The organism is Flavobacteriales bacterium (assembly GCA_016713875.1).
Lineage (GTDB): Bacteria > Bacteroidota > Bacteroidia > Flavobacteriales_F > PHOS-HE28 > PHOS-HE28.
In genome coordinates this window covers 486,728-511,362 of the sequence record JADJOI010000003.1, presented here as the reverse complement: position 1 = coordinate 511,362, position 24,635 = coordinate 486,728, and the positions used below count along the sequence as shown (strand labels likewise).

The window sequence follows — 24,635 nt, the reverse complement described above, 5'->3', positions numbered from 1 at the left end:
AAGAGCGCGACCCGAGGCCCTGCGAGGGGCACGCACAAACACACCTCACTTCTACCTTCGCTCCCATGCAACTACAGAACTACGCGTGCGGCGAATGGGTCGCCGGTGCAGGAAAGCAATCGGAGCTGATCGATGCGGTCAACGGAGAACTGATCGGGACAACTTCCAGCACCGGGCTGGACTTCGGAAGGATGCTCACCTACGGTCGCGAAGTCGGTGGGCCAACGCTCCGGAAGATGACGTTCCCGGAAAGAGGCCGGATGTTGAAGGCGCTGGCGATGTACTTGATGGATAGAAAGGAGAGCTACTATGAACTCTCCTACCGCACCGGCGCCACCAAGGCCGACAGCTGGGTGGACATCGAGGGCGGCATCGGCAACCTCTTCGCCAACGCGAGCTTGCGCCGCGTGCTGGGCAACATGCCCTTCTACGTGGACGGCGATACCGTGAAGACCAGCAAGGGCGGCAGCTTCATCGGTCACCACATCATGGTGCCCAAGGAGGGCGTGGCCGTACACATCAACGCGTTCAACTTCCCCATCTGGGGCATGCTGGAAAAGGTGGCCGTGAACTGGATGGCCGGCGTGCCCGCCGTGGTGAAGCCCGCCACCGTCACCAGCTACCTCACCGAAGCCATGGTGAAGGACATCGTGGCCAGCGGCATCGTGCCCGAGGGGGCGATCCAGCTGATCGTGGGTAGCGCCGAAGGATTGCTGGACAGCGTGATGCACCAGGACGTGGTCACCTTCACCGGCAGCGCCACCACGGGCCGCATGCTGAAGAAGCACCCGCGCATCGTGGACGAGAGCGTGCCCTTCAACATGGAGGCCGACAGCCTCAACGCCATCGTGCTCGGCCCCGACGCCGTGCCGGGCACCGAGGAGTACGACCTCTTCATCAAGGAAGTGGGCAAGGAGATGACATTGAAGTGCGGCCAGCGCTGCACCGGCGCGCGCCGCATCCTGGTGCCGCAGAACGTGCTGGAGGATGTGCAGATCGCCATCGGCAAACGTCTTGGCGGCACCGTGATCGGCGACCCGCGTGTGGACGGTGTGCGCATGGGCGCCCTCGCCGGACAGACGCAACGCAACGAGGTGAAACGCGCGCTGGACGAACTGCTCAAAGGCTCGCAGATCGTCTACGGCAGCGCCGACAGCGTGGACGTGAAGGGCGCCGACGCCGCCAAGGGCGCCTTCATGAGCCCCATCCTGCTGCTCAACGCCGACCCCTGGAAGAACCTGCAGAGCCACAACGTGGAGGCCTTCGGTCCGGTGAGCACATTGATGCCCTACACCGACATCGACGATGCCGTGGCCCTCACCAAGCTGGGCAAGGGCAGCCTCTGCGCCAGCATCGCCACGTACGGTGAAAAGGTGGCGCAGCAATTCGTGTGGGGCGCCGCCAGCCACCACGGCCGCATGCTCATCCTCAACCGCGAAATGGCCAAGGAGAACACCGGCCACGGCTCACCGCTCGCAACCCTCGTACACGGCGGCCCCGGTCGCGCGGGCGGCGGCGAAGAGATGGGCGGCAAGCGCGGCGTGATGCACTACCTGCAGCGCACCGCCATTCAGGGCCACCCCAGCATGATCACCGCCATCACCCAGCAATACCAGCAGGGCGCGCGCATGAACATCACCGAGCGCCACACCTTCCGCATGCACTTCGAGGAACTGCAGGTGGGCGATACCGTGATCACCGACATCCACCCCGTCACCTTGCAGGACATCGAGGACTTCGCCCACCTCAGCGGCGACAAGTTCTACGCGCACATGGACGCCAACAGCCTCGAAGGCACCATCTTCACGGGGCGCGTGGCGCACGGCTATTTCATCCTTTCAAGGGCTGCGGGGTTGTTCGTGGATCCGCCAAAGGGGCCGGTGCTGTTGAACTATGGGTTGGATGAGTGCAGGTTCGTTAAGCCCGTTTATCCTGGGATGACGATACAAGTCAGGTTCACGGTCAAAGAGAAAGTCGATCAAGAGAAGCGGACGCCTGAAGACGTTGCCAAGGGCATTGTGAAGTTCCTCGTTGATGTCTTTGACGAGACAGGCGAAACTGTTGCCATTGCCACGATCCTTACGATGGTGAAAAAGCTGGATCAGAATTGATGATGCGCTTCTCGATTGTGTTGATCTCCATTGTATGTAATGGACTGTGGCCTTCCTTGGCGCAATCAGATATCGGCAAGGCTGTTACAGTACACCGTTCCGGCATCACGCTCAGCGTGGGTCGGGATGGAACCTACTCACTCGACTCCGATCGGCTTGAGGTCCTCGTTGCCGAGAACGCGAACATCGACACGCTCATCGAGAACATGATCCCAGAGCTATTGAAGGTCCAGCCCACAGACAGTGCCCGCGCATGGGTAAGGAAGGAACACAAACTTTGGCTCAAGGAACGATCTAAACAGTGCCGCCGGGAGGCCCGAACCGTTCCCAGAGATCGGCGGAGTGTGCGTGAACAAGGGTGCCACAAGTGGGCCGGGCTCTGGCGACTGGAGGAATTGTTGATGCGCTATGATGAACTTGCCCCGAAATAAGCCACCTGCCACAAGTACACCAAGACATGACAAGCCAGGTGCGCTTCACCGTGAAGGCGTCATCGTCCCGCCTCAGCGGGAAGAAAGTGGATCAGGAGAAGCGGACGCCGGAGGATGTGGCGAAGGGCATCGTCAAGTTCCTGGTGGATGTGTTCGATGAGACCGGGGAGACGGTGGCGATCGCGACCATTCTGACCATGGTGAAGAAGCTGGACCAGAACTGACCGATTATCTTTGGTGGCATGAGCACCCAGGCCGGTATCCTTTCCCGCATCACCACCGATCCGAACATCTGCCATGGCAAGGCCGTGGTGCGGGGCATGCGCTGGCCGGTGCAGAACGTACTGGAGTTGATGGCCAGCGGCATGAGCACCGAGGAGATCATTCGCGACCACCCTGAACTGGAACCCGATGACTTCCTCGCCTGCCTGGCCTTCGCGGCCAAGGTCACCGAAGTGAAATCCATCCACCGCGCGGCGCAGTGAACTGGCTGGTCGATACCCAGCTACCGCACCAGTTGGCCACAGCGCTCAAGCAGCGAGGCCATCATGCGGTGCATGCGTCCGAACTTCCAGCTGGCCATCTGAGTTCGGATGCTGCGATCATCGAACAAGCAGACCGCGAGGGCGCTGTAGTCGTTACAAAGGATGCCGACTTTATCGCCGTGTACGAAGTGAAGGGAGAGCCCAAGCGGCTCCTCTATGTGACCACCGGCAACATCCGCAACTCCGAGCTGATCTTCATCTTCATGAACTATCTCGACCTCATCTGCGAGGCACTGAAGGATGGAGGGCTGGTGGAACTGGACCGCAACGGCATTACAGTACGATGAATACCACAGCGACCCGCTCCGCCCCGGGTCGGTGCCCGGGGCAAGCTCTTCACGTTCCGCATCCAGCTACCGTGCTCAGCCGCGCGGCGGGCCCCCTCGCAAAGCCTCGGGGTCGCGCTTTACGCTGCAACTCCGCGCCCTGATTACCGGGCTTGCGGGGTTTTCGCTTCAATCGCTCACGCGGAATGCGCTCCTCAGCCAAAATCAGCCACTCAATGGTCTGCTCCGTAATCTTGTAACCAGAGCCGGTTTCCAAAGACCCACCACCCCTTGAGCACCCCCGCCACCAAAAAGCCAGAATGGCAACCACTGGATAAGCTGCTCTTTGATCCTGAGAACCCTCGACTTCCGACATCTAAAACGAATGCCTCTGATGATGAGGTGTATCGGTACATGCTGGAGGAGGGCAAGGTGACGGATCTGATGCAGTCTATCGGTCAACAAGGCTACTTCTCGGGAGAGCCGCTGATGGTAGTTCCTTCTAGCAAGACACCGGGCAAGTTTGAAGTCGTGGAAGGCAACCGCCGCTTGGCGGCCCTGAAGCTACTGGTCAACCCAGAGTACGCGCCCATCAAGCAAGCCTCGGTTGACACTATCGCCTTGGAGGCCCAATTCAAGCCGACCGAAGTGCCAGTAATCATCTATGACCGTCGGTCAGATGTACTACAGTATCTGGGTTATCGGCACATAACGGGAGTTGATCAGTGGGACTCACTTGCCAAGGCGCGCTACCTGCATCAACTCTTGGGGCTGCACTCCGACAAGAGCTATGCGGATCAGCTACGCAACCTATCGAGGACGATCGGGAGTCGAGCAGACTACGTGCATAAGCTGCTTACCGGCTTTGCTCTCTACAAGGATATCGAAGGCGCCAGCTTCTTCGGGATACCGGGGATCAGTGAGGAATCATTTTCGTTTTCGGTCCTCACCACCGCGCTGTCCTACAAGGGCATTTCGGAGCATATCGGCTTAGGCACCGGTCTAAATCGCTTCGACGCGGCGAGCGTGAACCGCAAGCACTTGAAGGAGTTGACCGAATGGTTGTTTAAAGAGACTGCTGAAGGACGTACACGCCTTGGCGAGTCACGAAAACTGCGCACACTTAACGCCGTGGTTTTGAGCAAGAGGGCGCTGGCTGAATTTCGAAAGGGTCGAAGTTTAGATGAGGCAAGTCTCCTTACGGATGAACCCAATCAAGTTTTCACAGCTGCAATAGACCACGCGCTCCGAAGACTAAAGGACGCGAGAGATCAGTCTCACCTGATTGATACCCCGGCAGCCAGAGATATTGAGGCGCTGCTTGAAGTTGCCAGAATGGCCAAGGACCTACACGACGCTATGAAGGTTAAACGGAATAGCCCAAGCGATCTTGATGACCTATGAGTACGCGGTTAGCGGCAATACCGGACTATGCGCTGTTTGACGTCCACCAGTGGGCGGACTACGCCGAATTAGTTTGCCTGTCATCACCAGATCGCGCAATCACATATGGCGATCTCCGCGACAGGCTTTACCCTTCACTTCGAGACCTTCGTTCAGACTTATTGGACGAGGACGCTGCGGGTGGAATGTACTCTCTAATTGATGAGGATCATTCAATCGAGCCAGAACCAAACGCGGCAAAGAGCGACGATCTCTGTCAGAGAATTTTCGAGTGCTTGCAGTATCGCCTGTTAGCCTATGGGGCAAGCTACCCGTTTGGGATAGACCATAAGACACTTGTTCGTGCGGCAGTGTTGAGCGACCGTCAGCGTCTCTATGTGTATTGCCTTATGTGCTCATCCCTTAATTACTTCATGGACCATAAGAACATTCTTACGGGCGAGTTCGAGGGTGTATCCAAGTCCGTGCTCGAATCAGTAGTGGGGCCCAGAATGAAGGTCATGAGGTTCGGCAAGAACACCACTCATGCTGCGGACTTCACTGGCAACATCACCAAGAAGATCGAGGACTTGGCAAAAGCGATGGGGGAACTCAGCCTGGTCAAGGAGGGTGACTACCCGGGCACGAGCACAGGCGATGATGGATTGGACCTCGTCGCAATAGACCACTACGGAGATGATATCGGTAGCAGACTTTCACTATTCGCGCAATGCAAGTGTTCTCCGACCTGGCACGAAACAGTCCACTCAAGTAGTCACAGTGCGTGGAGCGTTAAAATCCAGATGCGCTGTCCAAACGTCAATGTGGCAATGATTCCCTTTTGCATGCGATGCGCTGATGGGTCCTGGCATCGACAAACCGACATCGGCGGGTTCATGCTCATTGATCGGCAGCGTCTCCTGTCCCTTTGCCCGGATCCATTCCTCGGTCAGTTCATACCGCTCCAAGCAACTGGCGTGGTTGATCAATTCTTACTCGAGAAAGAAGCAGTGCTATGAAGCCTTTGAAAGCAGTTTCGCTCTTCTCCGGTTGCGGTGGTTTCGACCTCGGCGTCTCGAAGTCCGGCGTGGACATCATCATGGCCAACGACATCGACCACGATGCCGCCGTGGCCTATCAGTCCATTTTCCCTAACACTCAGTTCGTAGAGAAGGATGTGCGCCTGATCAAGATGTTTCCGAGCGCTGATATCCTGATCGGCTGCTATCCATGCACCGGCTTCAGTGGCGCCGCGAGACGCCGCTGGAAACACGGAGAGGACCGCGACTTGACGCAGAACGACAAGAACTTCCTTTTCCAGGAGTTCCTGCGCGCCATCGATGCCGTGAAGCCCAAGCTCATCTTCATCGAGAATGTGCGCGGCATGCTCAGCGCCAACGACGGTTACTTCCTGAAGCAACAGCTCGATGGCTTCCGGTCAAGGGGTTTTGAGAACATCGAACCGATGATCCTCAACGCCGCTGACTACGGCGTTGCACAAACCCGCGAACGCGTGTTCTTTGTCGGTTTCCACAAGCGCGTTGGACCGGTGTCCTTCGCCGAGCCGAAGGCGACCTACGGTAAGGGCACACCACGAGTACATCGTGCGCTACAGGATGTAATTGGTGACCTTCCCGAATGGCCTGACGGAGAGTTCCACGACGGCCCCTTCCACGGTCACTATCTGACCCGTAACCGCAAGCGGGCTTGGAGTCAGCCAAGCTTCACCATCGTCGCCGATGGGCACCATGTGCCATTGCATCCAGGCGGTGAGCCGATGTCCTTCGTCAGCAAGGACAAGTGGCGGCTAAACGGCGACTTCAACCGACGCCTCTCATGGCGCGAATGTCTTCGCATTCAAGGTCTGCCTGAGCGCATGAACGCTGGAGAAACGCTGTGGGACAAGTACCGAGTCATCGGCAACTCGGTGCCGCCGCGGCTCGCACAGAGGCTGAGTTCAAGAGCGATTTCGACGCTCGGTGAACTCCTCTAGATACCTCTTGGCGCGTTGATTGACGCCAGCAGCAATGCATGGCAATGCTTACCTTGCCGCTAACCTTGGCATCATGCGAATATTCATCGGATCGTCCACAGAGGCCGTTAAGCGCGGGACGCTGAAGAAGCTGTGCGGTTGGATAAAGGCGGCTGGTCACGAGCCGTTACCCTGGAATCAAACAGGACTGTTCCCGCCGGGATCATATACCCTGCAACGCCTCCTGCAAATTGCTTCAGATGTAAACGGTGCGTGCTTCGTCTTCTCGGAAGATGACAAGGGCTGGTATCGTCGGAGTATTTCAAAACACACTCGGGACAACGTCATTTTGGAATACGGGATGTTCACTGGCCGCCAAGATATCCTGCGTGCTATCATAGTCCAAGAGGGCAGACCTCGGGTGGCTAGTGACCTTCACGGCGTTACCGTCATTCGTTTGAGCAATCAGTCTTCTCGTTCTGAGTTCATGGCTTGGATTAAGGACCTCAACGAGACAAGTAAGACAGCCACCACCAAGTCGGGGATAATCTACACGAACAAGTACGGCATGCCAGATGCTAATGAGTATTGGTCGGGCCTCCGTGATGAGGCACGCACGCGCTTCTACATTCTTGGTCAATCGAACAAATCATGGATTGAGCGCAACCCAACCTATGCTGCTGCTTTATCCTGCAAGTTCATCGATATCATTGGTTCAAACGGCGAGTGCGGTATCATCTCAGCATCGAAGGGGGAAGGCATTCTGAATGCCTTTATCAAGAAACAGCTGGTGCCGCTGGCAAAGCGACACTTCAAGAAGGAGGCGAAGAAGAAGCTCCTTGATGGGTTTCGCTGCGGTATCATTCCTTCAGCGAATTACCGATGTATCATATCCGACAGCAAGATGGCGCTAATGCCGAGCATCATGACACCTGAATTCAGGGACGAATCGCTTGTCTTGGAGCTTCATCGGAACGTTCATCAAAAAGAGTACGAGTACTACCTAAGCGATGTCAAGCGAAACATGGAATCGCTCCATCGACCCGATCTAGTCATCGGTTGCTTCTGAACTATGTCCATTTCGATTCCCAGTGCTCTACTTACACGAGACCTCCCCTATGGGAAGGTCAGCGATCTTGTGCTCTACGTCAACTCCACCTGTAATCTGCGATGCCGACATTGCTACGTGGGCAACGAACTACTGTCAGCCTCCAACGAGATTGACACCGCATCCATTCAAGCCCTGTTGCAGGCATACAATGGTGCCGACCGCATTACAGTGCTCGGTGGTGAGCCGATGATGCATGCTGGTATCACTACCATCCTCGATGCTCTAAGGCACACCCGAATCCGGGAGAAGAGGTTGACGACGAACCTCACACTTCTCACCGAACAGGTCGAGGAGAGCATTATCGGTAGTGATATTCGGGTTTGTGTAAGCATTGATGGACCTGCCGCGGTGGTGCATGACTCAATCCGTGGGCGTGGGAGCTACGGCAAGACATTAGCGAATCTGAATCGCCTCCTACCACGCCACCGCAATCTGGAGGTAATAATCACTATGGGGCGATGGAATTCGGACCACCTTGAGGGATACTTCAATTTCTTTCGGGGGCTCGGGGTGCAGATGGTCAATGTGCATCGGCTTTCACTGCTCGGTAATGCCCTGAGGATTGGCGACCAGCAGTTGCAACCAAGTGAGTGGCAAGCGGTAGTTGGTCGTCTTTCCGAACTAACAGCGGCCATGCCCAAGGGATTTGAGCTACGCTATGAGGTTGGCTACTTAGACCAAGAGGAGTATGTCGAAGCCATCAACAAGGAGCACTACCACCTGCATCGGAATAGGAGCTTCTATTCGCAAGAGGGCAAACGCTTGGTGATTTTCCCAGACGGCAAGCTGTACATCTCCAGTGAGTACTTCCACAGCGATTCCAACATCGGCACTATTGACAGGAACGGGGTACGTTGGAATGATCATCCTGATAACGAGCTACTCCGTAGAAATGTGCTTGAATCGGAAATGGTCATCGACTCCATCGATGGTAACAGGTATGTCCCGGTTTCCGTGTCTTTCAAGCGTGTCTTTCGCGGGGCTGCATAAGGCTTGACCAGCCCCACCCCCTTCCACTCATATTCTTCCCATCATTGGTGCATGGGACACTCACAAGAATCAGTAATTCACGTTTCGGAGAGATACCCCTAGCTACAACCGACCCCACTTCGTCGCCAGGCCCTTCGCCTTTTCCCAGCCTTCGCTGAAGCTACGGCTTGGCGAGGCACGGGGTACTTGGCGGCGTTGGTCACCAGCTTCTGGCGCATTTACCTGCCGGAGGCAGGCGGCGGTTTCGAGGTCCACGTGCAGGTCATGTGCGAGGTACGTCTCGGCTCCGCCCGACGTGACAGTTCTGCGGCCTGCAATGTCGGCCATCTCCTCGGCCAGCCCCGGTTCGCGGACCGGGGGTCGGTGCTCGTTGGCCAGGGTGGGCCTTGCTCCGCCGAAGCGGCTACGCGAAGGCGCAGCAGGTCGGCGTCCTTCGCCCATTCTGTGCTCCAAGTGTGCCTCGGGCCGCTCGGGGCTGCTGCTCGTGGAGAGCGTCCGCAGGTTGTGGAACTGCTCCCAGTCGCGCTCCTTGCGGAAGGCCAGCAGTTCATCGCGCAGTTGGTCGCTGATCATGGGTGGGGGGTATCACGGAGGGGCATGAACGGATGGCACACGGCTCTGCTTTTCTGCCAGCCGAGGCGCGACGATGGGAAGATACTGGATGAAGTATCTGACCGAGGAGCAACGAAGGATGGCGGAAAATGAGAGCCGTGCCCGGAGGGGCGACGCTCTGCGTCGCTGCCGCCGTGAGATGCCCCTTCGTGATACCCATGGTTTAGCCAACAAAACGTTCGGTGAGGTGCCAGCGCAGGAACTCGGGGTCGGGCCGCTGGCTGTCCAGCTTGGGTATAACGGCGAGCGGCTGGTCGTGCAAGCGGTAATAGGCCTTGCCGTTGAAGTATTGCTCCTGGATGCGGTCGCTCACCCGCACCCGCAGCTCGGGCGTCACGGTCACCAGCCCGGCATCGAAGAGCTTGTGGAAGTCGGAGCGCAGCAGCATGCCGTTGGAGATGCGGTGCGGCCCTTCCAACTCGTACGGCCGTATGTGCGCCGCCTCCAGCACCGGGAAGGTCGATTCGCCCGTGATGGCGCAACGCTTCGAGTAGGCTTCGCTCACCAGCACCCGGAAAGCGCCCTGCCCCAAGCGGCTGCGCGTGAGGAAGAGTTCGCCGTAGCGCGGTCCGCCGTATTCAGCCGCCGGTTCGGCCACGAGGTCTTGGACGGCATGGTCCTGCAAACGCAATTGCACCTCGTTCCTTAGAGCGCAACTCAGAACGACCCTTCGGGCTGCGCGAGAGTCTTTCACGGCCATGCTGCGTTGCTCGTCCATCACGTAGCCACCGGCTACGCTCAGGACTTCGCGCCTTGCCTGACCGCGAAATCCTTCTCGCTCGCTTCCAAAAGTCATTCTGAGATGCGCTCTGCCACGCGCCTTCGGTGGTCTCGGTGTCGAAGGTCTTGCCCTGCACCACCGCCTTGGGCCACGTCGGCAATTCGATCCACCGTTCCCTCGGAAAGAAGAACGGCTGCACCAGCACATTGCAACCCATCTCCAATGGTCCCTTGGGCAGCTTCCGGTAATCACGGATCTTCCGATCGAAGTCGCGGAACGTGGGCATACCGTTCTTCTCCCCGAACGCATCCCACGCCATTTCCAACGGAAGCGATGAGTACTGCACGAAGAAGCCGCCACCCGCGATGTGGTTGTTCGGAGCCTTCAACTTGAACAGGAACGGCGTTCCCGCTGGCAAGCCCGTGAAGTAAGGCCCCGGCGATGGCCGCCAGAAGTTCACCTCATCCAACCCGCGTGCGGAGAGGAAGGTGTACCAATCGTTGTCGGTGACGCCGGCCCAGAACTTCATGTTCCTCAAAGAAAGGTGCTCAACGTTGATGGATCTCAACGGAGCTTACTTTGTCACCACGCCGATCGCCAAGCCGCCTTCGCCAAAGCGCTATGGCGGCTAAGAAAAGATTGGCAGCGTGTGATGGGATATATCGAGGAGATCAATGAGTTGTTGGTGCCCTGCCTTCGGCAGGCAGGCGCGCCTACCGAGGAGGAGGCCTATCCAAGACAACGCCTTACTGAAGAGAAAGGCCGGGTGGTGCTGGACCTGTTCGCGGGCCTGCCTGCCGAAGCTTCAGCGTAGGCATGGCTGCGGTGGCTTGGCCTTGGTCCGCCGTACGGCGGACGCTGGCTACAAGACCATCGGCTTCGAGATGAACCCCGGCTCTGGGGCCGGGGCAGGCTCGGCGGCCGCCAGCTGCCGCCACAACTTGGGCAGCGAGTGCTACGCTGTTAAACTCGAGGTCGGCTTCGACTTTCCGCAGGCAGACATCGTGATCGGTGGTCCACCGTGCCAGCCTTTCAGCGTGGGCGGTAACCAGCGCGGCATCGAGGATGCCCGTGACGGCTTCCTAGTTCAAGTAGCTTCTTGGGATATGCCCCAGCACATCCTCACTATACCGCTGCACCACGCGATACCCAGCCAATCCATCATGTGCCAGCTTGCCCGCTACGATGGATGGATGTACGCCATAGAGCTGCGCGCAGGCCTCGATCCGCTTCGGGTGTACTTGTCCTGAATCACGGAAGCGGGCTGCGATCTCCGCGTGGCGGAGCTTCTCCCCAGCTAACTCGTTCGCTTCCTTCTCCATCTCGGTCGCTTCTCCTTCGTGCAGATCATCCAGAATGATCGGGCGTTGCTTGTCGAGATGCAACAGCACATGCGCGATCTCATGCGCCAACGTGAACCAGAAGCTGTCGATGCGCTTATAACGGGCCGTATACACCACTACCGGGTTGCTCCCTTGCTTGAAGGCTGCGCCATCGAGATAGGTCTTCTCCAAGTGGGGCAGCACGAGGAACTTGACACCACACTCGTTAAGTTTCTCCAGATAGACTTTGATGCTCGCTGTCTTGGCGGTGTACGAGTAGAGGTTGTCATACAGGCTTTCCAGCTTCTTCTTGTTGTAGGTAGGTACTTCCCGTTTCTCCGCGCACATGCTCGCCTTGCGGTACCACGTCAGCGCATAGCTGGTGTTGTACTGGTTCGCCTTAGAGGTGGTGCTCCTATTCAGGCAGGGCGAGTACTCCGTATCTATGAAGGACAGGTCAGCGTCATCCTTTCCCCAGAACTTGGCCACTTGCTGCCCGAGATCCTTCAAATTCTTGGGCTCCTTCAGCCAGCCCTTCTTCACCATGTCGCGGATCGGCATGCGCTCGTAGATGCCCGCCTTGACTTCCGTAGCACTGGCTTCCTCTTCTGCTTCTTCGTTCCACATTGCATAGCTCAGATAGAGGTTCGACCAAAGCTGCGGGCTGGTATCGAAGACTTGTCCGAGTTGGATGGCCAGGTCGTAGTTGAGCGGTGCTTCGCCGTTCATCACTTGGCTTAGATGGCGAGGAGTAATGCCCAGTACTTCGGCCAGTTCGTTCTGATTCCATTGGCGCTGTTCCAGTTGGTCCTTGATGAAGTACCCAGGTGGAAAGACCTGTGCCGGGCGGATGTTGGTGAGGTTGGCCATGGTGCGGAGGGTTCGGGATGCGTGGTTGCGGAAGGCTGGTCAGTCGCCGTAGTGGTTGCTGATGGCTGTAAGGGTGAAGATGCCGATGGTCTGCTCGGGGTTGGTCCACTGCACGGTCATCTCCAACCGATACTTGCCGGAGAGTCGCATTGAACAGATGCCCTTGGTCTTGAGCTTCTCGAAATTGTAGCTGGGGAACTTCCAGATGTCGGTGATGCTGTTGGATGCCATGAGGACCTGCACTGCGGCAAAGAACTTCTCCACGACCTGCGGCGGCAATCCGCGCAGCTTCTTGGGAGTCTCCCCGGAGTACAACTTCAGCAGGTTCTTGTCATCGATATGTACTTCCAACGCACAATGTGTTGTGCAAGTATAGAACTATCTAATCAAACGACGAAAGCCTTTTACCAACACTTGAACGATAAGACCTACAACCGATCCCACTTCGTCGCCACGCCCTTCGCCTTTTCCCAGCCTTCGCTGAAGCTACGGCTTGGCGAGGCACGGGGTACTTGGCGGCGTTGGTCACCAGCTTCTGGCGCATTTACCTGCCGGAGGCAGGCGGCGGTTTCGAGGTCCACGTGCAGGTCATGTGCGAGGTACGTCTCGGCTCCGCCCGACGTGACAGTTCTGCGGCCTGCAATGTCGGCCATCTCCTCGGCCAGCCCCGGTTCGTGGACCGGGGGTCGATGCTCGGCGGCAAGGGTGGGCCTTGCTCCGCCGAAGCGGCTACGCGAAGGCGCAGCAGGTCGGCATCCTTGGCCCATTGGGTGTGCTCCAAGGGTGCCTCGGCCAACCTCGAACGGATGGCACGAGCGGTGATCGTTCGGCCAGCCAACCTGCCTGCCGCAGGCAGGGGCGCGACGAGTGAGGATACTGGAGCGAAGTCTCCGATCGAGGAGCAACTGTTTCATCCCGACACAGCGGGAGCCGGATGGCCGAACGAGGACGCTCGCCCGCAGGGTCGTCCCGACGCGCCGGGACGATGCCGCCGGAACGAGGTTGGCCGTGGCACCCCGCGCTCGGCGGCTTCCCCCGGGTCGCCGCCCGGGGCTGCTGCTCGTGGAGTGCGTCCGCAGGTTGTGGAAGGGCGTCTTGTCGTGGCTCCTTGCGGCCTTGCTCCGCCGAAGCGGCTACGCAAAGGCGAGAAGGTCAGCAGCTCATCGCGCACCTGCCTGCCGAAGGCACGGGTTGGTCGCTGATCATGGGCGCTCACAAGAACTCCTTCCTGAATGCAGCAGGTTTCAGGATCCGGGTCTTGCCGTGTTTCTTCAGCACGAGTAGATCGTCATCGCCGGTGATCAGGAAGTCGGCTTTGCCCTTCTTGGCCAGCGCGAGCAAGTAGTCGTCCTTCGGGTCGCGGCAGATGGGGCGCACTTGGAAGGCAGTCTCTACCAGGCTTGACCGGTTCGCTATCCGATCCACGGCCCGATCGGCTTCAGCCAACGTGAGGTAGCGCCTGAACTGCGGTCGCATCAGGACTTCTTCCAACTCACCCAACAATCCGGATGAGACCATCACCCGGAAGGCTTGCTTGTTGAACAACCACTTGATCCCTGCGGTGTCATGGTTGATGAGCATGCTCACCAACACATTGACATCAACGACCAGCGTAACGCGCTTTCTCGCGGGCATAGCGTTCAGCTCGGACGTCCTCTACGATAGCCGTCATTTCCTTCTCGCTCATCTTCACCTTGCTGAAGATCGCGATCAGATCATCAAGGTCCGCATCCTTGTTCTTCTTCTTGATGTGCTTGGCCACCTTCAGCGTATCAGCCGGGGATAGCTGGTCCACGATCTCCATCACTTGATCGAGCGTGAGGGCCACCGAGGGTTTATTGGTGAAGGACATATTCGTTCGTGTGTTGCTCAAAGATAGTTGGATCGATCTGCCGTTGTGCCCCCCAATGGTCAACGCAACCCCCGCATCAACCTTAGCATCAGCCTCCACGCCACCAGCTCCGAGACCTTTTCCGGGTACACGTTCTGCGAGGTCTCCCAGTCGTAGAATTTCCGCAGCGCTTCCAAGAAGTGCGCCTCGCTCGCGTAGGTGATGTGATCCGGGTAATCGCCGTAGTCGGAGCGCACGAAACGCTCATGGTTCCACGTGATGTTCGTGCCACCCTCCTTGTGCGAGGTGGTGAACCGTGCGCCGCTTTTCATTGCCGCCACGATCGTTCGTTGGATCGCGGGTACGGTATCGAGATGTGCTTCGGCGTTCATCGATGCGGCGCAGATCTTCTGGTAGCGCTCGGCTGATCCTTCATCGGCTTCGGGCGGTTCGGCGGGCTGGAGATCGCGCGTCCAGTGCTCGAACCACGTTCCTGCCGTGTGCCGGTAATAGTCGTGGTGCGTGGCCGCCGCATCGGCCCAGGAGGTCTCCACGCACAACGAATAGCAATTGGTGTTGGGCATCGCCGCCTCGAAGCGCAGCGTGAAGTGATGCCACGAACCGACCACCTTGGAACTGGCCGTCATGATCAGGCGGTCGTCCTTCATGGCGGCGTCGAAGAGCGTCATGAGGTCCCGCTCCAGCGCGAACTGGATCTCGTGCGGTGCGCGATGGTCGTTGAAATGCAGCAGGCGTTTCGCGCTGGTGGCGGTTTCCGTGATCGACAGTGCGCGTGCCCGTGCGTTCGCTTTTTGTTCCGCCATGCGCTCATCCAACAGTGCCCTACCGAACTCCACCCCCGAGCCTGCTTCCCGCTGGGACAAGGTAGATAACACGTCCGGGTTCGGCTGCAGCGCCTTGCGGATGGCGTCCATGTCCGGCGGTGGCTCCGGCGGCAGCGGCGGCTCCAGCACGAAGAAGTGCCGTTGCTCGGTGGTGAATTCGCCCGCGTAGGAGGAGTTGTTGCGCGCGTAGAATCGCACCTCTCCTATCGATCGCCGGTGTTCCTCCTGGACGGCCTTCGCCAGTTTCACGGAAGCTCCGCACGGCGCAGCGGGAAAGCCGTTCTCGATGGCCACGATGCTGTTGCCTGCCTGGATCTCAGCTTCCACGAGTTCGCGCAAGGGCGCAGGGAATTCCGCGAGCTGCTGGCGGAAGGGATCGGCGGTCGTCATCGGTCCGTGCGTGGATCCACTATTCCAATTCCATCTTCTCCTTGTACCACCCCTGCAGCTCGGAGAAGTCAACGCCGGTGCCGGCGAACTTCTCGGGGAGGACCTGGAACATCTCATCGCCCCAACGCCGCGTACGCTTCAGGTTCTCCGACGTCGTGAAGTTGGGCGCGGCTGCACTGTTCACCCAGCGCCCCAAGGCGTTCAGCGTGGGGCGAGCAAAGCGGGATGTTTCCTCGGGTGTCAACTCCGCATCGCGCACGAACGCCAGCGCAGGTTCCGCGTAGCCTGAATCCAGCATGGCGGCCATTCGCTCCAGGAACTCCGGATCCGAACGCAGGCGAGCCGTGGCAGCCTCGCACACGGCCGGTTTCTCAACAAGGCTCGCCTTCCAGACCAGCTTTTCGAGATCGTTCTTCGGATCGAGCCGTTCGATCTCGGCGAGCTCTTCTTTGGTCGCTGGCAAGAGGACGATGATCCGCGTGGTGACGTCGGCCAGACCGCGACCGCTGTTGTTGATGACCCATTTGCCGGAGAAGATCAGGCTGCCCACAAGGCTCAAGGCGGTGAACCACGTCCATGGCCGAAGCAACCATTGCACGGACACTCCGGGCACGAGCTTCTGGTTCAAGCTCACCACCACCAGCAGCACGGTGGTGAACAGGATGAGGTAGAGGAACGGACTGTAGAGGCCGCGCGGCGTGAAGCCGGGGCGGAGATACAGGCCGATGAACAGGTAGGAAGCGCACGCCAGCGCGAACGAAGCAGCTACGGTGAGCAGGTAGAGCTTGCCGCGTCCCAGTCGGATCCAGTCGAAACCACCGCTGGCGGTCATGCAGAGCAGCGCGACCATCATCAGCCCCCAGATGGATGCGAGGATGTTCACGGCGGGTGCCGCCCATCGGTCGCTGTTCGTCTCCTTGTTGACCCATTCAGCTAGGAATGGCAGAAGTCGTAGGAAGAAAAGCAGCGTGGCGAGACCGGCGCTGATGGTGCCGGTGATCTGTTGCAATGTGGAGGGGTTCATTCGCGGGGAAGCTGGGAGAGAGGTAAGGAGGATACTGCCGAAAGTAGCCTATGCCGCGGACCCGGATAGCACGGACAGCCACCTTTCGCGGCGCGTTCCACCTTCGTGGCGCAAGCGACCTTTGCGCCACTCTCTTCGCCCCATGCCCTCCCCCAGCCTTCTGCCGGAGCACGACCGCATTCGCGCCGCCTACCCCGCCTTCGCCGACCTCTGCTACCTGGACACCTCGTCCATGGGCCTGATGGCCGGGTGCACGGTGCAGGCTGCGCAGCTCGAGCACGAGCGGTTGATGCGCGAAGGGAGCGTGCGGTTCTTCCATTGGATGTTCGGCGGCAATACCGAGGTGGCACGCACCATAGCGGCGAGCATCAATGGCACCGGACCCGGCACGGCCCTGGTGCAGAACTTCACCGTGGGCCTGGCCCAACTGGCGCCGTTGCTGAAGCACCGACCGAAGGTGCTCCTGATCGGACACGACTACCCCACCCTGCATGCACCCTTCGCCCTGCCCGGTTCCGAGCGCGTGGTGGTGCCTCCGGAAGCGGACGGGACCATCTCCCTCGACACCGTGCGCGGCGCCATGGAACGTGAGCGGCCACAGTTGGTGGCGATCAGCGCGGTGCAGTGGCTGACGGGGTTCCGCATCGACCTCTACGCCGTGGCCTCGTTGTGCCGTGCGTTCGGCGCCTGGTCGGTGGTGGACATCACCCAGTCGTGGTGCGCGGTGCCGCTGGACGTGCAGGCCGCGGGCGTGGATATCGTCGGAGCCAGCGGGTACAAGTGGCCGCTGGCGGGCTTCGGCAACGGATTCATGCACCTGTCCGAAGCCGTACGTGCGGAAATGAAGGAGCGCCATGGCGTGGATCCCATCCCCATGCTGAACGCCGGGCACCGCGATCCCGTGGCCCTGACGCGGCTGCAGGATGCGTTGCAGCGGATCGCGGCCATCGGTCCGGAGCGCATCGCTGCGCATGTGAGCGCTCTGTGCACCTACGCGGTCGACCGCTTCGATGCAGCCGGGATCACGGTGCTGCACGGCCGGCGTGCGGACCAGCGTGCGGGCATCCTGGTGCTGCAGGGCGATGAGGCCCAGGTGAAGCACCTGGAGCAGCACGGCGTGAAAGTGGCCTTCCGCAGTGCGGGTGTGCGGGTGGGGATCCACTTCTACAACACCACGGCGGATATGGACCGTTTGGTGGAGGGTTGGGGGCAGTAGGGCGTAGAAGGTCCTCGGAGCTACCAGCCCCCGCCCCCACCGCCGCCGCCGCCGCCACCGGACGAACCGCCGCCACCGGAGCCCCCGCTCTTGCTGGGCGGCGTACTGCTGCTCTGCACACTGCGGGAGAACGAACTGCTCATGCTGTGCGAGAAGGATCCATAATTCATCACGGAGCCGCTGTACCACGTGGTGCGGTAGTTGGGATCAACCAGTGCCTTGTCGATCATCGACTGGAAGCGCTCGCCCCAGACCTCCTCCACGCCGAAGGCGATGGCGTAGGGCAGGCAGTGCTCGAACACTTCCGGTGTCATGGCGGGCGGGTTGAAGTGCTGGAGCTGCCTCTCCTCCGCGGCGCTCAGGTACATCCGGAAACCGCGCAAGCGCGCACGCAGGGCCAGTTTCTCCACGCTAGGCTTGCGGATGAGGTACTGGTACAACAAGAAGAGCACCAGATTGGCCACGAGGAAGGCCGCGATGTAGAGCCCATCGTTGTCGCCCCATGAGCTGGCATAGAGCACGAGCAGCGCGACGCCGCACACCACCACCGTGAGGATGGGGATCCACCAGAAGCGCAGGTTCTTGCCCGCGTTCAAAAAGCCATGCCACTGGTGGCGCAGGGAGGACCGGAAGGAACTGGCCATGGACTGTACGCTGGGATCGTACGAGCCATCGAACTCGAAGCGGTCCCGTCCGGAGCCGAACATGCTGTTCAGCAGCGCCTGTTCTTCCTTCGGCAAGCCTGATCCTCCCTTAAGCTTCCGGATGGTGTAGGTCCGTTTGGAGAACAGGCCCAGCAGCACATCCTCCTTCTTCTCCTCGATGCGGACGTACCCCTTCACGGCCAGATGGATCATGGCCGGTGTGATCTGGTCGTTGTCCTCACCGCCCTTCATCACCATGGCCACCGAGGCGGGAGAAAGGCCGTCAGGCGCCTCGAACAAAGGGATCACCGTCGGCGTGTCGGGATCGCGGCCGAAGCGGATCCACGTGATGAGGTAGTAGATCAGCAGCAAGAGGGTGATGCCCCCTCCGACCAGCGGAATGGCGTGCTCCTCCCAGAAGGTGGGCCGTGGCGGCTCGACCACCACGCCCTTCTGGAAGCCCACGGCCACGGTAAGACCTTCGTACATGTCCAGGGCGCGGCCGGTGAAGTACACCGTGTGCGCATCGATCGCGCTGTCGCGGCACGCGTTCTCCGTGGAACCAAGCACACCCGTGTAACAGGCCGTCTTCTTGACATTCGCAGGTGAAGGCAGGTGGATCAGCGCCGAGATGCTGTCCACCGTGAAGGCCCACCCATTCCCGTTCACGTTCCAGTAGATCTCATCGAAGTCGGGGAAGAAGCCGAGCTGGCCCTTGGTGGTGTACGTAAGGGTGTATGGATAGTCGCCGGGCTGTAGGAAGTTGCCCTCGCTGCCCACGTAAACCACGAAGTCGTCGCCCTCGGTGGCGGTGTGGTACGGACTGGTGGCGCCGAACACCTGTACCGCCTGCAGGTCGTACTTCACGTGGTGCGTGCGACCGTTGTGGTCCGTGAAGCGGAGCGGCAACTTCCGTACGATGCCGCGCTTGAACTCGACGCCCTCCACGTGTACGTTGATCGCCTCAGTGACCGTGAGCCGCCCGTCGGGCGCCACGGTGAGGTCCGTGTGCCACGCGTTGATCTTCTCGGTCTGGCCGTGGGCATGCATCCCGCCCACCAGCGAAGCCAGCAACAGCCAGCGGCGCATCACGAGAACTTGACCTGTGGGTTCTGCTTCTCCGCGGGGTTCTCCAGTTCGAAGAACACCGACTTCACGAAGCCGAACGCGTTGGCGATGAGGTTGCTGGGGAAGCTCTCGATGAGGGTGTTCTGCTCGCGTACGTTGCCGTTGTAGTAGCGGCGGGACTTCTCGAGATCACCTTCGATCTGCGCCAGGGTGGTCTGCAGCTCCAGGAAGTTGGTATTGGCCTTCAGCTCGGGGTAGCGCTCGGCGACGGCGATCAGGTTCATGAGAGCGCTGCTCAGCTGCTTCTCGGCGGCCTGATGGCCCTCCACCGTGGTGGCCTGCTGTGCGGCGGCGCGCGCTCGGGTCACGCTCTCGAAGGTCTCCCTCTCATGCGCGGCGTAGCCCTTCACCGTTTCCACCAGGTTGGGGATCAGGTCGTAGCGCTTCTTCAACTGCACATCAATGCCGCTCCACGCCTCGGCCACCAGGTTCTTCAACTTCACCAGCTTGTTGTAGATGCCGATGGCGTAGAACACAAGGAGCAGGAGAACGGCTCCGATGATGAGGGCGATCATGGGGTGTGTATGGAGTGGATGTGGTCCGAATGTAGGCCGTTGTGACCAGAACAGCGATCCGCGCTCAAGTGCGCCCCAACTTGAACAGCAGGTTCTCCTGCACCGCCGTCCATTCGTGAAGAAGGCTGGAGTACACGCAGGTGTCGCGAATCGTACCGTCAGGCATGCGCATGTGGTTGCACAGGATCCCATCGGGCTTGGCGCCAAGGCGTTCGATGGCGCGGCGGCCCTGGAAGTTGAAGAAGCTGGTGCGGAACTCCACCGCGATGCAGCCGAGCGTGTCGAACGCGTGCGTGAGCAGCAGCAACTTGCACTCGGTGTTCAGCGCGGTGCGCTGCACGGAGCGCGCGTACCAGGTGGAACCGATCTCCACGCGGGGCTTCTCCGCCTCGATGTTCATGAAGGTGGTCATGCCCACCACCTTGCCGGAAGTGAGGTCGCGCACGGCCCAGGATAGCACGGTGCCTTGTTGGAACAGCACAGGGCGCCGGTCGATCTCGGCGCGCATTTCCTCCGCCGACGGCATGGTGGTGTACCACAACTTCCACAGCTCGCCGTCGCTGAAACAACGGCGCTCGCAACACGAAGGCCAGAGCACATCTAAAATTGCTTTTGGTAGCGAGCGAGCGGGATCTCGCGTTCAGGCGAGGCGTCGAACCCGAGCATAGTCGGGTACTTTGTGAGGGCTTCGACAGCGACGCATGGGCGCGAAAGACCCTCGCGGAGCCCAAAGGGCATTTTTGAGATGCGCTCTAGTCTTGACATGACCGCGATAAGCCCACACAACAGACCCCAGCCCATCCGCATGAGCGAGATCATCTGCCCGCACAGCCACTAAGCCTTCATGATCGAGGAGGCCGGTCGCCGATGATCCGACTTCCTCCGGCCACCCTGCGGCGCCGGAACGCGCACTGCGAACACAGCGCTACTCCCGCAAGATGCGCGCCCAATGCCGGGTGTCCGTATTGCGCACCATGCAGGCATAGGTACCCAGCGACAGGCCGGACAGGTCGAGCTCGATGCTCCGGGCATCGGCCCGCACATTGCGTTGCAGCACCACACGGCCAGTAGCATCGTGCAACTCCAAGGTACCCTCTCCTACCTCCGGCCAACTGATCCGGACGTGGCCGTCGGTCGGGTTCGGGAACACCTCAAGGAGCGGCGCCTGTTCCGCTTCGGCAATGCCCACGGTTGAGACCGTAGTGAACCACAATCGGTAGGCGCCACAGGCACCCGGCTGCATGGACACACGGATGTACAGCGTATCGACGGGCGCATTGAGGATGGTACTGGTATCGGTCAACACTATTCCGTTGCTGCCCATCAGCGCGGTGAAATTGGCGATCGGTGTCCAGGTGTGATCGGCGATCTCCAAGTTCAATTGCTGCGCTGCGGCCTGCAGGGAGTAGGCTTCGCTAACGATGCGGAAGTGGCCGGTATCGGACTTCACCACGCGGAAGTAGTCGTTGTTGTCGCTCGTGAGTCATCCATGCTGCAGATGGCCATCCACGGGCACACCCATTGTGGCGGGAACGGCCTGAGGGATCACGCCGTTCGGCTCCGGATCGTTGGCATACACCGGGGCCAGCAGATCGCAGCGCATGCGGTAGGTGATGCCGCAATCGGTGGCGGTAGGCATGGCGAACTTCAGGTGATAGGAGCCCGGGGTGAGGCAGTTCCAGTACAACGTATCGGTGAATAGCGCCCCGTTCACACCCATGTCGATGGGCTGCTCGTAAACCCCTTCCAACGAAAGGTTCACCGTGTTGCTCACGGTGCCGGCGTTCTCCGATCCGATGATCACGCGCAGATCGCCGTTATCCGGTAGCACGATGTGGTAGTAGTCGTACCAATCGGTGTTCAACGGACCAAGGAGGAAACCCAGATGGCCTTCCTGATCCGTGCCGAGAGGGAGAACAACGGCTTCGGCGATGCTATTGTTCGGCTCCTGCTCCGTGGTGAAGAGCCCCGGCAGAATGTCGTACCGCAGGCGGTAACTGATGCCGCAGTCGGTGAAGGTGGGCATGGCGAAGCGCAGATGGAAGGTGTCGGCGCGCAGACAGGTCCAGTAGAGCGTATCGGCCAGCGGCACACTGTTCAAGCCCACCTCGAAAGTCTGGGCATTGAACTCCTCCAGGTGCATGTTCACCGGGTTCACGAGCACGCCGGTGTTCTCGGACTCCACGATCACGCGAAGCACGCCATCCTCAAGAGGCACGATCCGGTAGTAGTCGTAGATATCGCTGCCACCATAAGCCGGATCGGTGATGAAGCCCAGGTGTCCCTCCACATCGGTGGCGTGCGGCAGCTCCACGGCCTCGGCCAGGGAGTTGTTGGGTTCCACATCCGCACTGAAATGCGGTGCTGTCATTTCGTAGCGCACCTCATAGGTGTAGCAATACCCGTTGAACATCGTGCTGTTGTGCACCACGAAGAACACCGTATCGGCCGCTATGCACGTCCAGGTCGACGTGTCCGTGATGGGCACACCGTTCGCACCCACCAAGGGAATGCCGTCCCCATAGTGGTGGATCTCATCGGAGATCACCTGGATGAGCAGGTCATTCGGGATCGGAGAGGGTGTGTTGGCGCTGATGCTCGTGATGATCCGCATCACCCCATCGCTCGGTGGAACAATGTAGAGGTAGTCCGTCTCCGGAGCAGCGCATGTAACCCCGCTGAGAACGGTGTCTGCCGGAAGAAAGTTGGCGGTTGCGAAATCGTTGTTCGGTTCGGATTCGGTGAGTTGGGCATGGGCAGGCATCGCCGAGGCGAGCAGCAGGAACGCGAGAAGGGGGGGACGTGATGAGCGCATGAAGCAGTAGTTCATATCAAATGTTCCGAGTGGACTGAAGCCGGACCTATGACACCGATCAGTTCGGTGCCGCATGGAGTGGGAGCGAGCCACACGGATGATGATGCCGCCATACCCTACGCCTTTTCCATGAACGTAGCGATCACTTGGCGGCGTTCCTTCAGGCTCTGGCGCATATACCTGCTGGAGGCAGTCGGCGGGTTCGAGGTCCCCCGCCTCCGGCAAGCAGGCGCGCAGGTCGTATCCGCCCACTTCCGATTCCCGCTCCTTACGTGATGGAACCTGTCTGATGCACACTATCAGAAGCGAGCCGGAGGCATCCAGCGATACAGCCCGGACGCGCCTCCAGGTCAAGCCCGGAGTGACAACGCGCATGGCCGGTGTGTGTGTGTGTGTGTGTGTGTGTGTGTGGCAGGAACGTGCTATTACCAAAGGCCGGCCAGTGCATCCTCGCGTGCCCGACGGCAGCTATGTTGCCGTGGCACTTGGCCTCCCTGACAACCTGAGGCGCCGTTTCATCGTGCAGCACTGACAAGTCCACCGGCGCTGTGCACTGGGCCCGTAGCAAAGGCACTTTCACACGCGGTGCCGTGCTTCGCAGAACTCAGGTGCTGACCCCCGGCTCACGCCGCATCATCCGCTCCAACACGTACAGCATGCCCACGCACCCCACCAACACCACGGCACAGATCCACCACGTGCTCGAGTAGCCCGCCCACGCGATGAGGTTGAGCCCGAGGCTGTGGCCGACGATGTGCGCCATGCTCCACGCGATGGTGTACAGGGCCATGTAGGTCCCGGGCCGGCCACGGTCCGCGCGCTCGTTCGCCATGCGGTTCGTGAAGGGGAAGAAGAGCATCTCCCCCACGGTCATGAACATCATCCCGACCCACAGGAAGGCCACCGTGGGCAGCAGGTTGAGGACCGCGAAGCTGATGGCGGGGAGCAGCACGCCCACCCGCAGGATGGTGTGCACATGGAAGCGGCGGTCCTCGCAATAGCGCACCAGCGGCATCTCGGTGAGGAAGATGAGCAGACCGTTGCTGCCGAGGAGCAATCCGATGGTCTCCTCGCTGAGCCCATGCCCCTGGCTGTAGAACAGCGGTACGCTGCTGAAGTATTGCAGGAAAGGGATGCTGATGAGCGCCACGATGAACAGAAAGAAGAGGTAGGGCCCATCGCGATAGGGCGACCCGACGGCCTTCCCGTCGACACCGGCCGCCTTTGCGTCCATGATCACGCGCGGCAGCCCTGTCCACAGGATAAGGGCCGCGGCCAGGCAGGTGAGCGCATCCACCCAGAAGAGCCCGCTGAAGCCCCCGTGGGCGATGATGAAGCCCCCCAGCGCCGGGCCCAGGCTGAAGCCCAGGTTGATGGCCAGGCGGATGAGCGTGACGGCGCGTGTGCGCTGCTCAGGAGCAGCGTAGTGGCGAATGGCCACGAACAGCGCCGGGCGGAAGGCATCGCTGAGCACCATGAGGACGAAAACGCCCGCACAGAACGGCATGAAGCCCTTCACGTACTGCAGCCCGATGAAGGCCAGGCCCGAGGTGACCAGGGCGCCCACCATCACCGGATGGTGGCCCATGCGATCCGTCAACCGGCCGCCGAGCCAGGACCCCACCACAGATCCCGCACCGAAGCAGCTCATGATCCAGCCCACCTCCTCCAGCGAGAGCCCCATGTCCTTGGTGAGGTAGAGCGACAGGAAGGGCACTACCATGGTGCCTGCACGGTTCACGAAGGTGGCGAACGTGAGCAGCCAGATCGAACGGCTGAAGCCGGCGAAGGAGCCTGCGTAGAAGCGATATGCGTTCGCGAGGGCCTTCACGGTCGTTCGTTCACGGAGAGAACTGTGACGTACACGATGACCACGCCGTTATCCAGGGTGAT

The 24,635-nt window shown here is 60.0% G+C and carries 25 protein-coding genes and 1 pseudogene; 12 read left to right on the top strand and 14 right to left on the bottom strand.

Going from position 1 to position 24,635, the window contains the following annotated elements; all coding sequences use genetic code 11:
* The first annotated feature begins 65 nt into the window (after positions 1 to 65).
* From paaZ to IPJ87_03510, 10 genes and pseudogenes are all read left to right on the top strand, one after another.
* Positions 66 to 2,111: a phenylacetic acid degradation bifunctional protein PaaZ gene (gene paaZ, locus IPJ87_03555; protein ID MBK7940942.1), complete on the top strand. Its 2,046-nt coding sequence runs from the start codon at positions 66 to 68 to the stop codon at positions 2,109 to 2,111.
* Positions 2,111 to 2,542: a hypothetical protein gene (locus IPJ87_03550; protein ID MBK7940941.1), complete on the top strand. Its 432-nt coding sequence runs from the start codon at positions 2,111 to 2,113 to the stop codon at positions 2,540 to 2,542. Before paaZ ends, IPJ87_03550 begins: the two co-directional genes overlap by 1 nt.
* Before the next feature lie 14 nt (positions 2,543 to 2,556).
* Positions 2,557 to 2,766: pseudogene (locus tag IPJ87_03545) on the top strand (hypothetical protein).
* Between the two features lie 18 nt (positions 2,767 to 2,784).
* Positions 2,785 to 3,027, top strand: coding sequence for a DUF433 domain-containing protein (locus IPJ87_03540; protein MBK7940940.1), 243 nt, complete (start codon positions 2,785 to 2,787; stop codon positions 3,025 to 3,027).
* Positions 3,024 to 3,374: a DUF5615 family PIN-like protein gene (locus tag IPJ87_03535; GenBank protein ID MBK7940939.1), complete on the top strand. Its 351-nt coding sequence runs from the start codon at positions 3,024 to 3,026 to the stop codon at positions 3,372 to 3,374. Before IPJ87_03540 ends, IPJ87_03535 begins: the two co-directional genes overlap by 4 nt.
* 270 nt (positions 3,375 to 3,644) lie before the next feature.
* Positions 3,645 to 4,757 (top strand): ParB N-terminal domain-containing protein, encoded by a 1,113-nt coding sequence (locus IPJ87_03530; GenBank protein ID MBK7940938.1) that lies wholly within the window; start codon positions 3,645 to 3,647, stop codon positions 4,755 to 4,757.
* 413 nt (positions 4,758 to 5,170) lie between these two features.
* A complete protein-coding gene (locus IPJ87_03525) occupies positions 5,171 to 5,755 on the top strand; it encodes a hypothetical protein (protein ID MBK7940937.1) in 585 nt (194 codons plus the stop codon).
* Positions 5,752 to 6,729: a DNA (cytosine-5-)-methyltransferase gene (dcm, locus tag IPJ87_03520; GenBank protein MBK7940936.1), complete on the top strand. Its 978-nt coding sequence runs from the start codon at positions 5,752 to 5,754 to the stop codon at positions 6,727 to 6,729. The genes IPJ87_03525 and dcm overlap by 4 nt, the downstream gene beginning before the upstream one ends.
* Before the next feature lie 73 nt (positions 6,730 to 6,802).
* The gene (locus tag IPJ87_03515; GenBank protein ID MBK7940935.1) at positions 6,803 to 7,777 is read left to right on the top strand and encodes a nucleotide-binding protein; all 975 of its coding nucleotides are present in this window, start codon (positions 6,803 to 6,805) and stop codon (positions 7,775 to 7,777) included.
* A 117-nt stretch (positions 7,778 to 7,894) separates the two neighbouring features.
* Positions 7,895 to 8,809: a radical SAM protein gene (locus IPJ87_03510; GenBank protein ID MBK7940934.1), complete on the top strand. Its 915-nt coding sequence runs from the start codon at positions 7,895 to 7,897 to the stop codon at positions 8,807 to 8,809.
* 102 nt (positions 8,810 to 8,911) lie between these two features.
* Here the strand turns inward: IPJ87_03510 and IPJ87_03505 are convergent, their stop codons facing one another.
* Both IPJ87_03505 and IPJ87_03500 read right to left on the bottom strand, forming a co-directional pair.
* Positions 8,912 to 9,382: a hypothetical protein gene (locus IPJ87_03505; GenBank protein MBK7940933.1), complete on the bottom strand. Its 471-nt coding sequence runs from the start codon at positions 9,380 to 9,382 to the stop codon at positions 8,912 to 8,914.
* Positions 9,383 to 9,584: 202 nt separating this feature from the next.
* Positions 9,585 to 10,451 (bottom strand): HNH endonuclease, encoded by an 867-nt coding sequence (locus tag IPJ87_03500; GenBank protein MBK7940932.1) that lies wholly within the window; start codon positions 10,449 to 10,451, stop codon positions 9,585 to 9,587.
* A 343-nt stretch (positions 10,452 to 10,794) separates the two neighbouring features.
* Here IPJ87_03500 and IPJ87_03495 point away from each other — a divergent pair, with 343 nt between their 5' ends.
* Positions 10,795 to 10,956: a hypothetical protein gene (locus tag IPJ87_03495; GenBank protein ID MBK7940931.1), complete on the top strand. Its 162-nt coding sequence runs from the start codon at positions 10,795 to 10,797 to the stop codon at positions 10,954 to 10,956.
* A gap of 268 nt (positions 10,957 to 11,224) precedes the next feature.
* Here the strand turns inward: IPJ87_03495 and IPJ87_03490 are convergent, their stop codons facing one another.
* The 6 genes from IPJ87_03490 to IPJ87_03465 all read right to left on the bottom strand — a co-directional run bounded on the left by IPJ87_03490 (position 11,225) and on the right by IPJ87_03465 (position 16,424).
* The gene (locus tag IPJ87_03490; GenBank protein MBK7940930.1) at positions 11,225 to 12,334 is read right to left on the bottom strand and encodes a helix-turn-helix domain-containing protein; all 1,110 of its coding nucleotides are present in this window, start codon (positions 12,332 to 12,334) and stop codon (positions 11,225 to 11,227) included.
* A gap of 39 nt (positions 12,335 to 12,373) precedes the next feature.
* Complete coding sequence (locus IPJ87_03485) at positions 12,374 to 12,685, bottom strand: type II toxin-antitoxin system RelE/ParE family toxin (protein ID MBK7940929.1); 312 nt, start codon at positions 12,683 to 12,685, stop codon at positions 12,374 to 12,376.
* 861 nt (positions 12,686 to 13,546) lie between these two features.
* A complete protein-coding gene (locus IPJ87_03480) occupies positions 13,547 to 13,921 on the bottom strand; it encodes a putative toxin-antitoxin system toxin component, PIN family (GenBank protein MBK7940928.1) in 375 nt (124 codons plus the stop codon).
* Positions 13,922 to 13,934: 13 nt separating this feature from the next.
* Positions 13,935 to 14,186: a hypothetical protein gene (locus IPJ87_03475; GenBank protein ID MBK7940927.1), complete on the bottom strand. Its 252-nt coding sequence runs from the start codon at positions 14,184 to 14,186 to the stop codon at positions 13,935 to 13,937.
* A 59-nt stretch (positions 14,187 to 14,245) separates the two neighbouring features.
* Positions 14,246 to 15,349 (bottom strand): hypothetical protein, encoded by a 1,104-nt coding sequence (locus IPJ87_03470; protein ID MBK7940926.1) that lies wholly within the window; start codon positions 15,347 to 15,349, stop codon positions 14,246 to 14,248.
* A gap of 70 nt (positions 15,350 to 15,419) precedes the next feature.
* On the bottom strand, positions 15,420 to 16,424 hold the full coding sequence (locus tag IPJ87_03465; protein ID MBK7940925.1) for a hypothetical protein: 1,005 nt from the start codon (positions 16,422 to 16,424) through the stop codon (positions 15,420 to 15,422).
* 142 nt (positions 16,425 to 16,566) lie between these two features.
* On the opposite strand from IPJ87_03465, the gene IPJ87_03460 reads away from it, so the two are divergent.
* A complete protein-coding gene (locus tag IPJ87_03460; GenBank protein ID MBK7940924.1) occupies positions 16,567 to 17,640 on the top strand; it encodes an aminotransferase class V-fold PLP-dependent enzyme in 1,074 nt (357 codons plus the stop codon).
* A gap of 20 nt (positions 17,641 to 17,660) precedes the next feature.
* Here the strand turns inward: IPJ87_03460 and IPJ87_03455 are convergent, their stop codons facing one another.
* The 6 genes from IPJ87_03455 to IPJ87_03430 all read right to left on the bottom strand — a co-directional run bounded on the left by IPJ87_03455 (position 17,661) and on the right by IPJ87_03430 (position 24,465).
* The gene (locus tag IPJ87_03455) at positions 17,661 to 19,373 is read right to left on the bottom strand and encodes a DUF2207 domain-containing protein (protein ID MBK7940923.1); all 1,713 of its coding nucleotides are present in this window, start codon (positions 19,371 to 19,373) and stop codon (positions 17,661 to 17,663) included.
* A complete protein-coding gene (locus tag IPJ87_03450; GenBank protein ID MBK7940922.1) occupies positions 19,373 to 19,927 on the bottom strand; it encodes a LemA family protein in 555 nt (184 codons plus the stop codon). The genes IPJ87_03455 and IPJ87_03450 overlap by 1 nt, the downstream gene beginning before the upstream one ends.
* Positions 19,928 to 19,991: 64 nt before the next feature.
* Complete coding sequence (locus IPJ87_03445) at positions 19,992 to 20,534, bottom strand: GNAT family N-acetyltransferase (GenBank protein MBK7940921.1); 543 nt, start codon at positions 20,532 to 20,534, stop codon at positions 19,992 to 19,994.
* A gap of 318 nt (positions 20,535 to 20,852) precedes the next feature.
* The gene (locus IPJ87_03440; GenBank protein ID MBK7940920.1) at positions 20,853 to 21,377 is read right to left on the bottom strand and encodes a T9SS type A sorting domain-containing protein; all 525 of its coding nucleotides are present in this window, start codon (positions 21,375 to 21,377) and stop codon (positions 20,853 to 20,855) included.
* Between the two features lie 33 nt (positions 21,378 to 21,410).
* Positions 21,411 to 22,742 carry a hypothetical protein gene (locus IPJ87_03435; protein MBK7940919.1) on the bottom strand — a complete coding sequence of 444 codons (1,332 nt, stop codon included), beginning with the start codon at positions 22,740 to 22,742 and terminating at the stop codon, positions 21,411 to 21,413.
* A gap of 604 nt (positions 22,743 to 23,346) precedes the next feature.
* Positions 23,347 to 24,465, bottom strand: a complete 1,119-nt coding sequence (locus IPJ87_03430) for an MFS transporter (protein ID MBK7940918.1) — start codon at positions 24,463 to 24,465, stop codon at positions 23,347 to 23,349.
* Positions 24,466 to 24,635 lie beyond the last annotated feature (170 nt).